Origin of the sequence: Frigoribacterium sp. NBH87, assembly GCF_014217665.1 — a bacterium.
GTDB classification, from domain to species: domain Bacteria; phylum Actinomycetota; class Actinomycetes; order Actinomycetales; family Microbacteriaceae; genus Frigoribacterium; species Frigoribacterium endophyticum.
The window spans coordinates 1670620-1682864 of the sequence record NZ_CP043650.1 but is presented as its reverse complement, the minus strand read 5'-3'; the positions used below and the strand labels follow the sequence as shown (position 1 = coordinate 1682864).

Here is a 12245-nt window from a genome sequence, read left to right as displayed (position 1 = left end):
GTCCGGGCACGCTAGCGGCCAGGTCGGAGGCGCGTCGCGCTTCTGCGCGTTGGAGCCGTTCCGCACGTTGTCGGCGTTCTGCTCGTTCTGCTCACGCGCCTCCCCGGCCCCGGTTACGCTGACGCTCGTGACCGACGACAGCTCACCCCGGAGCGCCCGCGCCCGACCGTCGCGGCCGCGGCGCCGGTTCGCGACCGAGGTGCTGCTGCTGCAGCTGGCCGTCGTCACCGCCGTCGTGCTGCTCACGACGGCCGTCTTCGTCGGCGTCGCCGTCCAGCGCCTGGCCCACGAGGCCGAGTCGACCGCCCTCGCCGTCGCGCAGAGCGTCGCGGCCGACGGCGACGTGCGCCGCGAGGTCGCCGCCCTCAGCGTCGACGGCACCGCCCTGGACGAGGAGGCGCTCGCCGGGGGCCCGCTGCAGCTCACGGCCTCGTCGGTGCAGCAGCGCACCGGCGCGCTCTTCGTCGTCGTCACCGACGACCGCGGCGTCCGCCTCGCCCACCCCGAGCCCGACCGCATCGGCGAGCGCGTCAGCACGAGCCCCGACGCGGCGCTCCGCGGCGAGGAGACGGTGTCGTGGGAGCGCGGCACGCTCGGCGACTCCGCCCGCGCGAAGGTGCCGGTCTTCGCCCCCGACGCGGCCTCCGGCGAGCGCCCCGTCGTCGTCGGCGAGGTCAGCGTCGGCTACGCCCCCGCCCGCGTGTACGACACCGTCGCGCGCGACTCCCTGCCGGTGGTCGGCGTCGCGGCCCTCGCGCTCCTGCTCGGCGTGGTCGCGTCGGTGCTCATCCGCCGCCGCCTCGACCGCCTCACGCTGGGCCTCCAGCCCGACGACCTCGCGACCCTGGTGCAGAACCAGCAGGCCGTGCTCGGCGGCGTGGGGGAGGGGGTGCTCGCGGTCGACCGGGAGGGCCGCGTCAGCGTCTGCAACGAGCAGGCGGCGCAGCTGCTGGCGCTCGGCTCGGCGGGCGACGACGTCGTGGGGCGCGCGCTCGCGGAGCTGGAGCTGCCGGGGGAGCTGGCCGACCTGCTCGACCCGGCCCGCGCCTCCTCGGGGTCGCCCTCGGCGGGGCTGGCCGGGCCCGCGGGCACGACCCTCGTCGTCGGGCCCCGGGTGCTCATCGTCGACGTGCGTCCGGTGGCCCGCGAGGGCGTCGACCTCGGCCGCGTCGCCGTGCTGCGCGACCGCACGGCCGTCGAGGCGCTCACCCGCCGGCTCGACGCGGTCGGCGCGATGACGACGGCGCTGCGCGCGCAGCGCCACGAGTTCGCGAACCGGCTGCACGCCGTCGCCGGCCTGCTCGAGATCGGGCGGGTGGAGCAGGCGAAGGGCTACCTCGCCGACGTGCTCGAGCACGGGCCGCTGCGCTACCCGGTGAAGCACGCCGACCGGCTCGCCGAGCCGTACCTCCAGGCGTTCGTCGGCGCCAAGGGCGTCGAGGCGGCGGAGCGGGGCGTGCTGCTGCAGCTCGGCCCCGAGACGCTCGTCGCGGGGCAGGTGGTCGAGGCGGGAGACGTGACGACGGTGCTCGGCAACCTGATCGACAACGCGGTGCGCGCCGCCGTCGCGGGCCGCACGACGCCGGCCTGGGTGGAGGTCGAGCTGCTCGACGACGGCCCCGACCTGCACCTCTCGGTGATGGACTCCGGCGACGGGGTCGCGCGCCCCGAGCGGCTCTTCGAGCGCCGCCGCGACGTGCCCGGCCCGTCGCAGGCCGACGACGGCGAGCCCGGGGGAGGCGCGGTGCACGACCCGGTGCACGGCCTCGGCTTCGGGCTGCCCCTGTCGCGCGACACCGCGCGTCGCCGCGGCGGCGACGTGTGGCTCGGCTCGCCCGGCGGCGACGCCCACGGCGCCGTGTTCTGCGCCCGGCTCGTCGGCGCGGTGCAGCCCGCCGGCGCGGTGCCGCCCGGCCCCGCCGCCGCTCCCGGCCGCCCCGGCCGCCCCGACCCCTCCAGGAGCACCTCGTGACCGCCACGCCCGCCTCCCCGCTGACCGTGCTCGTCGTCGACGACGACTTCTGGGTCGCCGACGTGCACCGCGCGAGGGTCGACGCGCAGGACGGCTTCCGGGCCCTGCCCCCGGTCGGCACGGTCGCGGCCGCCCGCCGGGCGCTGGCCGAGCAGCCGGTCGACCTCGTGCTGCTCGACCTCTACCTGCCCGACGGCAGCGGGCTCGACCTGCTGCGCGAGCTCGACGTCGACGCCTTCGTGCTCAGCGCGGCCTCCGACCCGTCGACGGTGCGCACCGCCCTCCGCCGCGGGGCGCTCGCCTACCTGATCAAGCCCTTCGCGGCCGAGCTGCTCGACGAACGGCTGCGGGCCTACCGGCGCTTCGAGCACGTGCTCGACGACCACGGGCCCGAGCAGGGCGGCGGCGCAGCCGGGCGGGGCGCCGGCGAGCGCGGCGGCGTCGACCAGGAGGCGGTCGAGCGCGCACAGCGCATCCTGCACTCCGGCGACGCGCGGGCGTCGTCGCGGTCGCGCTCGGCGACGGAGCAGGCCGTGCTGGAGGCGGTGGTCGCGTCCGCCGCCGAGCTCAGCGCCGCCGAGGTCGCCGACCAGGTCGGGGTCAGCCGGGCGACCGCCCAGCGGTACCTGGCCTCCCTCGCCGCCGACGGCCACCTCGCCATGCAGCTCCGCTACGGGTCGGCCGGCCGGCCCGAGCACCGCTACCTCCGCGCCTGAGGCGGGTGTCGACGCGAGCAGGCCTCGGTCGCAGGCTCCCTCGGGACTGGCGTCGCGGGATCGCTCCGCGATCCTCTGAGCTCCAGCGTCCCCCCACTCCGGGGGCGTGCACTTACGTGCCCCGCCGCCGCGCCGATAGAGCGCCCTGAGCACGGATCGCTCGACACCCCGGCCACGGATCGGCCCCTCGTCTCCCTGACACGGAGACACGAGACCCCTGGAACGTGCATGCCCCTCGAATCCGTGACCCAGGCCGCCCTGCAGAGCGCCCTCGACGGCCTCTCGCTGCGCCAGAAGACCATCGCGGCCAACATCGCGAACGTCAACACCCCCGGCTACCAGGCCAAGCGGGTGGCGTTCGAGGAGGCCCTCGGCCGCTCCGTCTCGCAGGGCAGCGGCGCCGTCGGCGCGACCACGAGCCGGTCGCTCGAGCCGACGCGGCTCGACGGCAACAACGTCAACCTCGACACCGAGACGCTCTCGAACGTCGACACGGTGCTCCGCTACCAGTTCGCCACGCAGGCGATGAACTCCGAGCTGACGGCCGTCCGCGCCGCGTTCCGGACGAGCTGATGCCCGCCTTCGACGCGATCGGCATCGCGAGCACCGGCCTCACCGTCCACCGCAAGTGGCTCGACGCCGTCTCCGACAACATCGCCAACGTCAACACCGTCAAGTCGATGGACGACACCGCCTTCCAGGCCCGCTACGTCGAGGTGCAGGAGGGCGCCGGCACCTCCGGTGTCTTCGTCCGTGCCGACCGCTACGGCAGCGAGGCCGGCCGCGTCACGTACCTCCCCGACCACCCCCTGGCCGACGCCGAGGGCTACGTCCGGATGCCCGACATCGACCTCGGCGCCCAGATGGGCGACCTGATCATGGCGCAGCGCGGCTACCAGGCCAACGCCGCTGTCGTCGACCGTGCCAAGACGGCCTACGAGGCCGCACTACAGATCGGACGTGGCTGATGCCTGTCGCAGGGATCCCGGCTCTCGGAGCCGTTCAGCCGACCGGCTACGCCGACGTGTCGTCGATCGTGCAGGCGGGAGGCGCGGGCGGGGCCGGCGGCGTCGCCGACGTGACCGGCGTGGCCGGGGCGCCCACCGCCTCCGGCGCGACCTTCGGCGCGAGCATGGTCGGCGCCGTCGAGGGCCTCCAGCAGCTGCAGGGCGAGGCCAAGACCCTCGCCGTGAAGGCCGTCACCGGCGACCTCACCGACATCCACGACGCCACCATCGCCGCCACGCGCGCCCAGGTCACCCTCGAGCTGGTCAGCGCCGTCCGCAACAAGGCCGTCGACGCCTTCACCGAGATCATGAGGATGCAGGCCTGATGCCCACCGCACTGAAGGGCACGCTCGACAAGCTGCGCGCCACCCTGGCCGGCTTCTCGGTCGCCCAGAAGACCATCGTCGTCATCCTCGTCGCGGCCCTCGCGCTCGGCGCGTTCGCGCTGATGAGCTGGCTGACGAAGCCGACCTACACCCCGCTGTTCAGCGGCATCGACCCCGTCGACGCGAGCGCCATCGTCGAGCAGCTCAAGGCCGACGGCGTGCCGTACCAGCTGACGGCCGGCGGCCAGACGATCCTCGTGCCCGAGGAGAGCGTCTACCAGGAGCGCCTCACCGCGGCCGCGGCGGGGCTGCCGTCGACGAACGGCGAGGGCGGCTACTCGCTGCTCGACACCATGGGCGTCACCTCGTCGGAGTTCCAGCAGGACGTCACCTACAAGCGCGCCATCGAGGGCGAGCTCGCCAAGACGATCATGGCGATGAAGGGCGTGAAGACCGCGAGCGTGCAGCTCGCCGTGCCGGAGGAGAGCGTCTTCGTCTCCGAGCAGAAGGACCCGACGGCCTCCGTCTTCGTCGAGACGCAGGGCGGCGCGACCCTCACCGACCAGCAGGTGCAGGCGATCGTGAATCTGACCAGCGCCTCCGTCGAGGGCATGAAGACCACCGACGTCGCCGTCACCGACGCCTCGGGGGCCGTGCTCTCGCAGATCGGCACCGGGGCCGTGGGAGGCGCGGGCGACCAGGCGGGCGACTACGAGACCAAGGTCCAGTCGTCGGTGCAGGCGATGCTCGACAAGGTGGTGGGCGTCGGCAACTCGTCGGTCGTGGTCGCCGCCGACCTCGAGCAGGACGCCGGCACCCGCGTCACCGAGTCGTTCTCGCAGCCCACCACGGGCCCGATCGCGCTCAGCGAGTCGAGCACCACCGAGCAGTACGGAGCGGGAGCCGCCGGGGCCGGCGGCACCGGGGCGACGGGCGTGCTCGGCCCCGACAACATCGCCGTGCCGAACAACACCGCGACCGCGGGCGGCACCGCCGCCGGCGGCGCCGCGGGCGACGACGGCTACGTCAACGAGTCGGCGACGAAGAACAACGCGGTCGACAAGACCACCGAGACGATGAGCGTGCCCTCGGGAGGCGTCAGCCGACAGACCGTCTCGGTCGCCCTCGACGCGAACGCGGCGAAGAACGTCAACCTGCAGAGCATCAACGACCTCGTCACGGCCGCGGCCGGCATCGACGCGGCCCGCGGCGACGACGTGAAGGTCGCGCTGGTCGACTTCGATACCTCGGGCGCCGACGCCGCGAAGGAGGCGCTGGCCGCCGCCGACGCCGCCGCCGCGGACGCCGCCATGTGGAGCACCGTCCGCACCGTCGGCATCGTCAGCGCGATCGCCCTGGCGATCATCGTCGCGATGATCGTCTTCGCGAAGCGCAGCCGCCGCCAGGCCCGGGAGGAGATCGACCTCGGCGAGCTGAGCGCCGGCGCCCCGGCCCAGACCTGGGACGCCACGGTGCCGCTCGACCTCGGCGACGCCGGCGCCTCCGGCCGCCGCATGCTCGGCGACGACGCGCCCACCCAGCTGCTCAGCGTCGACGCCCCCGAGCCCTCGCCCGAGCACGTGTCGGCCGAGCGCAAGCGCGCCGAGATCGACGCCCTCGCCGAGCGCGACCCGGAGAAGACCGCCGAGCTGCTGCGCGGCCTGATGGACCAGCGGGTCGGCTCGTGAGCCTGGTGCCCCTGGCCGGGCTCGGCACCGCCGCACCCGGTGCGGGCGGCGCCCCCCTGACCGGTGCGCAGAAGGTCGCGGTGATCCTCATGCAGATGGAGCAGACCCGCGCCGCCACCGTGATGAAGCAGTTCAGCGAGGAGGAGGCGGAGGAGATCACCGCCGAGATCGTCCGGCTGCGCCGCGTCGACCCCGCGGTGGCCGAGTCGGCCGTCGCGGAGTTCCACGACCTCAGCGTCAGCGGCCGCTACCAGCGCCGCGGCGGCCACGACGTCGCCGTCGGCCTGCTCGAGGCCTCGTTCGGCTCCGAGCGCGCCGCCGGCGTGATGGAGCGCCTCGCCTCGAACGCGATGGGCAAGAGCTTCGAGTTCCTCGACGAGGCCGACCCGGGCCAGGTCATCACCCTGCTCGACGGCGAGCTGCCGCAGACCATCGCCCTCGTGCTCGCGCACCTCCGGCCGCAGCAGGCCTCCGCCGTGCTGGCCGGGCTCGACGTCGAGGTGCGCGCCGACGTCGCCCAGGCCATCGCCACGATGGGCACCGCGACCCCGGAGGCCGTCGGCATCGTCGCGACCACCCTCAAGGTGCGGGCCGGCGCCGTCGTCGCGCCGCGCGAGCAGGTCGAGGTCGTCGGCGGCATCCAGCCGCTGGTCGAGATCATCAACCGCAGCGACAGCGCCACCGAGCGCGCCCTGCTCGACGGCCTCGACGAGCGTGACCCGGCGCTCGCCGAGGAGGTCCGCTCGCGCATGCTGACCTTCGAGGACATCGTCAAGCTCGAGTCGCGCGACATCCAGCAGGTGCTCCGCGGCATCGACGCCGCCGTGCTGGCGACCGCCATGAAGGGCGCGCTCGCCGCCGTCACCGAGGTCATCCGGGGCAACGTCTCCGAGCGCAACCGCGAGCTGCTCGACGACGAGCTGCAGTCGATGGGCCCGGTGCGCAAGTCGCAGGTCGAGGAGGCGCGGGCCGAGGTCGTGCGCGCCATCCGCGAGCTCGAGGCCCAGGGCGCCATCACGGTGCACCGCGCCGACGAGGACGCCCTCGTCGACTAGCCCCGCCCCCGCCGCGGCGGATCACTCTCAAATTTGAGAGTGGCGCGTAGCCCGGCCGCCCCCCCGCGGCGGCGCCCGCCCGCCCTCGGCAGCCCTCTCTCTCAAATTTGAGAGTGATCGGCCGGCGGCGGCCCCGGGATCGCGGCGTCCCCGGTGCTCCGCGCCGGATCCCTCTCGTTCTCCGCCGGCGGCCGGCGGCCCGGCCCCCCTTCGGGGCGAGCGCTAACGCCCCCCGCGCGGCCGCCGAGAGTCGCAGCTGAGCACGGATCGCTCACCTCCCTGGCCACGGATCGGCCGCACTCCCCACCGTCGAACGGCTGCTCTGTGCTCGATCCCGTGATGTCCCGACCGGACGCCCCGTCCGCCCAGGACGCCTTCTCGCGCCTCGTGTACCCGTCGCTCACCGGTGCCCGTGCGACCGACCAGGCCGACCCCGACGTCGAGCGCCGCACACGCGCCGAGGCCTCGGGCCACGCCGCGGGCTACGCCGCCGGGCTCCGGGCCGCCGACCGCGAGCTGACGGCCCGTCGAGCCGTGCTCGAGGCCGAGCACGCGGACGCCCTGGCGCGCCTGCAGGAGGCGACCGCCGCCTCCCTCGCGGCCCTGGCGGCCGCCGGCCGCGCCCTCGAGGAGCGCGTCGTGCCCGTGCTGCACGAGGCCGAGGAGGCGCTGGTCGCGACCGCGCTGGACCTCGCCTCCGCGGTGGTCGGCTACGAGGTCGCCGCCTCCGAGCGCTCGCGCGACGGTGACCCGCGCGGGGGCCGCACGGCCCGCGCCGCCCTCGCCCGGGCCCTCGACGGCCTCGACCCCTCCGTCGTCGTGCGGGTGCGCCTGCACCCGGCCGACGCCGCGCTCGTCGCCGACGCCGCCCGCTCGGCCGGCGTCGAGGTCGTCGCCGACCCCTCGCTCCGCCACGGCGACGCCGAGGCCGACCTGCCCACCGGCCTGGTCGACGCCCGGCTGTCGACGGCGCTCGGCCGGGCACGCACGGCGCTGCTCGGCGACGGCGACGAGGTGGCCTCGTGACCCTCACCGCGACTCCCCTCGACCTCTCCGCCGAGCGCACCGGCGACCCGTTCGCCGCCCACCTCGGCGCGCGCGTCGCGGCCGCCCGCGTCGCCGCCCGCCCGCAGCGCGTGGGGCGCGTCGTCAGCGCCGTGGGCCTCGGCCTCACCGTCCAGGGGCTCGACGCCGCCGTGGGCGACGTCGTCACCGTCGGCGACTCCGCCGGCCCCGGCGCTCCGGGCGCCACCCTCGCGGAGGTCGTCGCGACCACCCCCGAGGGCCTCCGCTGCATGCCGCTCGGTCGACTGACCGGCGTCACCGCGGGCACGCCCGCCCGCTCCACGGGCCGCCCGCTGCTCGTGCCGACCGGCGCCGGCCTCTTCGGCCGCGTGCTCGACGGCCTCGGCCGCCCGATCGACGGCAAGGGCCCGCTGCGCCGCCCCGACGGCCGTCCGGTCGACCTCGTCGGCCTGCACCACGAGACCCCCTCCGCCATGCACCGGGCCCGCATCGACACGCCCCTGCAGCTCGGCGTGCGCGTGCTCGACACCCTCACCACCGTCGGCCGCGGCCAGCGCGTCGGGCTCTTCGCGGGCTCGGGCGTCGGCAAGTCGTCGCTGCTCTCGATGATCGCCCGCGGCACGGACGCCCAGGTCAGCGTCGTCGCCCTCGTCGGCGAGCGCGGCAGGGAGGTGCGGGAGTTCCTCGAGGACGACCTCGGGCCCGAGGGCCTCGCGCGCTCGATCGTCGTCGTCTCGACCAGCGACGAGCCGGCCCTGATGCGCCTGCGCGCCGCGTTCGTCGCGACCCGCATCGCGGAGTCGTTCCGCGACGAGGGTGCCGACGTCGTGCTGATGATGGACTCGCTGACCCGCGTGGCCATGGCGCAGCGCGAGATCGGCCTCTCGGTGGGCGAGCCCCCGGCCACCCGCGGCTACCCGCCGTCGACCTTCTCGGTGCTCGCCGAGCTGCTCGAGCGCGCCGGCACCGACCGCGTCGGCTCGGTGACGGGCCTCTACACGGTGCTCGTCGACGGCGACGACCACAACGAGCCGATCGCCGACGCCGCGCGCAGCATCCTCGACGGCCACGTCGTGCTCGACCGGAAGCTCGCCGTGACCGGCCACTTCCCGTCCGTCGACGCCCTCGGCTCGGTCTCGCGCGTCGCCTCGAAGGTCACCACCCCGGCCCAGCGCGCCGCGGCGACGAGCCTCCGCAAGGTGATGGCCGCCCGACGCGCCGCGCAGGACCTGCTCGACGTGGGCGCGTACCAGCGCGGCACGAACCCGCTCGTCGACGCGGCCGTCGACCACCAGGGCTCCATCGACGCCTTCCTCCAGCAGGCCATGGACGACCAGGCCCCCTCGACCGAGTCGTGGGGCCGCCTGGCCCAGCTCACCGCTCGACTCGGAGGTGCCTGATGCCCCGATCCTTCTCCCTCGCGGGCCTGCTCCGGCTCCGCCACGCGCAGCAGGACATCGCGGCCGGCCGCCTCGCCGACGCGAACGGCCGCCTGCGGACGGCCGCCGACGCGCGGCTCGCGGCGCGGCGGACGCTCGACGACGGCCCGGTCGCCATCACCGACGCGGCCATGCTCAGCGCGGTCGCCGCGTCGCGCGCCTCGACCCGGGGCATGCTCGCCGAGCTCGACGCCGTGACGCAGCGCCGCCAGGCCGAGGCCGCCGAGGCCCAGGCCGCGTTCGGCGAGGCCCGCCGCGCCGCCATCGGGCTCGAGAAGCTGGAGGAGAAGCACGCGGTGCTCTCCGCCGCCGAGGACCTGCACGACGAGCAGGTCGCCCTCGACGAGATCGCGACGCAGTCGTGGGCCCCGCCCGCCCCGACCGCGGCGCCTGCCCCGGCCGTCGGCACCACGACTCCCTCGCCCTTCCCGCCTTCCCCCTCGACCCCTCCCGGAGGACGCTCGTGAGCCCCGTGACCGAGGTCCTGTCACGCATCCAGGACATCCAGAGCCAGATCGCCCAGCTCCGCACCGGCGGGGCGGCCGCGCTGCTCGGCGGCGCCGCCGCGGCCGGCACCGGCACCGGCACGTCCGCCGCGTCCGCCGGCGCCTTCGCCGACGCGCTCGCCGGCACCGGGGCGACACCGGCCGCCTCCTCGGCCGCCGGCGCGGGCTCGCTCTCGACCACCGCCTCCGTCGACGCCGTGAAGGGCGCCGTGGCCTCGGGCAGCGGGGCGACCGGCCCCGACGTCGTCGAGACCGCGAAGAAGTACCTGGGCGTGCCGTACGTGTTCGGCGGCGAGGACGCGAGCGGCATGGACTGCTCCGGGCTCGTGCAGCGCGTGTTCGCCGACCTCGGGGTCGCCATGCCCCGCGTCGTGCCCGATCAGGCCGACATGGGCGCCGAGGTGCTGTCGCTCGCCGAGGCGAAGCCGGGCGACCTGCTCGTGCCGAAGGGCGAGGGGCACATCGTGATCTACCTCGGCGACGGCAAGGTGCTGCACGCCCCGCGCCCCGGCAAGGACGTGCAGATCGTGAACAACTGGTACAAGGACTCGGACCTCGCGACGATCCGCCGCGTCGTGCCCGCGACGGCCGGCACCGCGCCGGTGTCGTCGGTCGGCGCCGCGGCGGCCGCCGCCGGCTCCGTGCAGAACGTCGACCTGATGACCGCGCAGCTGCAGCAGCTGATGCGGTCGGGAGCGACCTCGTGAGCGGGCTGCGCACGCTGCCGTCCGCGCCGCCGGCGCCGTCGGCGCTGCCCGCGTCGGGTCGCGCCGCCGGGCTCGGCTCGGGCGCCGTCCCCTCCTCGGGCGCGGCGGCGCTCGGGGCCTTCGGCGCGGCGATGAGCTCGGCGCGCGACGCTGGCTCGGCGCGCGACGCCGGGTCGTCGCGTGACGCCGGCGCCGCCCGTGACGTCGTCGCCACCCGGGCGGCCGCCGCCCGGCTGACCCGCGAGGCCGTGGGGGAGTCGCGGGTCCAGCCGCACCCCGCTCGCCCCGCCGGCGCGGACGACCGTGCCTCTGCCCCGACGCGCGTCGGCGACGCCCCCGGCACGGGCGCGACGCCCGCCGGGGTCGCTGATCCACTCCGGAGTGGAGCAGCGCGGAGCGAGACCGCTCCCGCGGCGGACGACGCGGCCGCGGCCGTCGTCGATCCTGCGGGCGACGCGGCGGGCGCCGCCGACGCCGCCGTGGCGGCGGGCGCAGCCGTCCCCGCCACCGCCGACCCGACGGCCGGAGCCGACGCCGCCCCGGCACCGTCGGGTCCGTTCTCGACGGCCCTGCTCGCCGTGGCCGCGCCGTGGCTCGGCGTCGCACCGTCGCCGGTCGGTGCACCGACGTCCGAGGCCGTGCCGACCGTCGTCACCGGCCCCACGACCAGCGACGTCGACCCCGCCGCCGTCGTGCCGTCGGTGGCCGGGGCGCTGACCGGCACGCTGTCCGGCGCCGCGACGGTCCTCGCCGCGGCGACGGCGACGTCGGCGGGCACCAGCCCCGCCGTCCCCGACGCCTCCGGTGCTCCCCACCGCGCCGGGCCCGTCGTCGTCGCCGCGGGTGCCCTCGGCGAGACCGGCGTCGCTTCCCCGGCCGCCGCCTCCGTCGCCTCTGCACCGGCCGCGTCGACCTCCGCCCTGCCGGGCCCCGTCACGTCGGCGTCCGCCGTCCCGTCCGCGGGCACGAGCGCGGCCGCCTCCGCCGTGGCACCGGCACCTGCCTTCTCCGTGCCGACCGGCGACCTCACGACTCTGGGCGGTCCGGTCGGAACTGCCGCTGTCGGCTCGCCCGTCGTCGCGACCGCGACGGGTGACCTCGCCGCCCCCGCGGCGGCCCCGGCGGGCCCTGCCGCGTCGAGCTCCGCCACGGGCAGCACGGCCACCACGGGCTCCGTGCCCGGCACGTCGGTCGCGGCCGCCCCCGCCCCCGCCGACCCCGGCGCGGGCACCGGCCCCGCCGCCCTCTTCGCCGTGCCGGTCGTGGCCCCCGCCTCCGGCCCTGGTGCGGCCGCGGCGGCCACGCCCGCCCCGGCCGCGGCCCCGTCGGCCCCGGCGCCCTCCCTCGCCCCGCAGCTGCACCGGCCGCTCTTCTCGCTGGCCGCCGCCGGCCCCGGCATCCACGTCGTGACCGTCAGCGTCAGCCCGGAGGCCCTCGGGCCCGTGACCGTCCGTGCCCACGTGGGCGCGCACGGCATGCACGTCGAGATGTTCGCGGCGTCCGACGCCGGGCGCGAGGCGGTCCGGGCGATCCTGCCCGACCTGCGCCGTGACCTCGGCGGGTCGGGGGTGCAGGCGAGCATCGACCTCTCCGGCCAGAACGCCCCCTCCGACGACCGGGGCGCGGCCGCGGGCGCCGGCGAGCGCGACGGCCGGGGCGACGGCGCCGCCGGGCGGGCACCCGACGACGAGCGGCTGCGGCGCTCCGGCACCGGCCTCGGAGCCGCCGCCCGTGCGGACGGCGTGCACCGCGCCTCCTCGGGGCCCGTCACCTCGCTCGACGTGCTCGCCTGACCGCCGGCGC

At 76.6% G+C, this 12245-nt stretch carries 12 protein-coding genes; all 12 read left to right on the top strand.

Annotated features, from left to right (window positions below; all coding sequences use genetic code 11):
- Positions 1–127 precede the first annotated feature (127 nt).
- The gene (locus tag F1C15_RS07765; protein WP_185230431.1) at positions 128–1972 is read left to right on the top strand and encodes a sensor histidine kinase; all 1845 of its coding nucleotides are present in this window, start codon (positions 128–130) and stop codon (positions 1970–1972) included.
- On the top strand, positions 1969–2688 hold the full coding sequence (locus F1C15_RS07760) for a response regulator (RefSeq protein WP_255465061.1): 720 nt from the start codon (positions 1969–1971) through the stop codon (positions 2686–2688). The genes F1C15_RS07765 and F1C15_RS07760 overlap by 4 nt, the downstream gene beginning before the upstream one ends.
- A gap of 228 nt (positions 2689–2916) precedes the next feature.
- Positions 2917–3261 carry a flagellar basal body rod protein FlgB gene (gene flgB, locus F1C15_RS07755; RefSeq protein ID WP_167260450.1) on the top strand — a complete coding sequence of 115 codons (345 nt, stop codon included), beginning with the start codon at positions 2917–2919 and terminating at the stop codon, positions 3259–3261.
- Positions 3261–3656 carry a flagellar basal body rod protein FlgC gene (locus F1C15_RS07750; protein WP_056057516.1) on the top strand — a complete coding sequence of 132 codons (396 nt, stop codon included), beginning with the start codon at positions 3261–3263 and terminating at the stop codon, positions 3654–3656. The genes flgB and F1C15_RS07750 overlap by 1 nt, the downstream gene beginning before the upstream one ends.
- The gene (gene fliE, locus F1C15_RS07745; protein WP_185230429.1) at positions 3656–4021 is read left to right on the top strand and encodes a flagellar hook-basal body complex protein FliE; all 366 of its coding nucleotides are present in this window, start codon (positions 3656–3658) and stop codon (positions 4019–4021) included. The genes F1C15_RS07750 and fliE overlap by 1 nt, the downstream gene beginning before the upstream one ends.
- Positions 4021–5709: a flagellar basal-body MS-ring/collar protein FliF gene (gene fliF / locus F1C15_RS07740; protein ID WP_185230427.1), complete on the top strand. Its 1689-nt coding sequence runs from the start codon at positions 4021–4023 to the stop codon at positions 5707–5709. The genes fliE and fliF overlap by 1 nt, the downstream gene beginning before the upstream one ends.
- An 89-nt stretch (positions 5710–5798) precedes the next feature.
- The gene (gene fliG / locus F1C15_RS07735; protein WP_156370264.1) at positions 5799–6764 is read left to right on the top strand and encodes a flagellar motor switch protein FliG; all 966 of its coding nucleotides are present in this window, start codon (positions 5799–5801) and stop codon (positions 6762–6764) included.
- A 339-nt stretch (positions 6765–7103) separates the two neighbouring features.
- Positions 7104–7790: a FliH/SctL family protein gene (locus F1C15_RS07730; protein WP_185230425.1), complete on the top strand. Its 687-nt coding sequence runs from the start codon at positions 7104–7106 to the stop codon at positions 7788–7790.
- Between the two features lie 110 nt (positions 7791–7900).
- On the top strand, positions 7901–9190 hold the full coding sequence (locus F1C15_RS07725; protein WP_255465589.1) for a FliI/YscN family ATPase: 1290 nt from the start codon (positions 7901–7903) through the stop codon (positions 9188–9190).
- A complete protein-coding gene (locus tag F1C15_RS07720; RefSeq protein ID WP_185230422.1) occupies positions 9190–9696 on the top strand; it encodes a flagellar export protein FliJ in 507 nt (168 codons plus the stop codon). Before F1C15_RS07725 ends, F1C15_RS07720 begins: the two co-directional genes overlap by 1 nt.
- Entirely contained in the window at positions 9693–10442 is a 750-nt protein-coding gene (locus tag F1C15_RS07715; RefSeq protein WP_255465058.1) for a C40 family peptidase, read from the top strand. Before F1C15_RS07720 ends, F1C15_RS07715 begins: the two co-directional genes overlap by 4 nt.
- Positions 10439–12235: a flagellar hook-length control protein FliK gene (locus F1C15_RS07710; RefSeq protein WP_185230420.1), complete on the top strand. Its 1797-nt coding sequence runs from the start codon at positions 10439–10441 to the stop codon at positions 12233–12235. Before F1C15_RS07715 ends, F1C15_RS07710 begins: the two co-directional genes overlap by 4 nt.
- Positions 12236–12245: the final 10 nt, after the last annotated feature.

Coding starts and splice junctions, on each gene's coding strand:
- flgB (WP_167260450.1), top strand. CDS start 2,917: ATGCCCCTCGAATCCGTGACCCAGGCCGCCCTGCAGAGCGCCCTCGAC.
- fliG (WP_156370264.1), top strand. CDS start 5,799: ATGCAGATGGAGCAGACCCGCGCCGCCACCGTGATGAAGCAGTTCAGC.
- fliF (WP_185230427.1), top strand. CDS start 4,021: ATGCCCACCGCACTGAAGGGCACGCTCGACAAGCTGCGCGCCACCCTG.
- F1C15_RS07730 (WP_185230425.1), top strand. CDS start 7,104: ATGTCCCGACCGGACGCCCCGTCCGCCCAGGACGCCTTCTCGCGCCTC.
- F1C15_RS07720 (WP_185230422.1), top strand. CDS start 9,190: ATGCCCCGATCCTTCTCCCTCGCGGGCCTGCTCCGGCTCCGCCACGCG.
- F1C15_RS07750 (WP_056057516.1), top strand. CDS start 3,261: ATGCCCGCCTTCGACGCGATCGGCATCGCGAGCACCGGCCTCACCGTC.
- fliE (WP_185230429.1), top strand. CDS start 3,656: ATGCCTGTCGCAGGGATCCCGGCTCTCGGAGCCGTTCAGCCGACCGGC.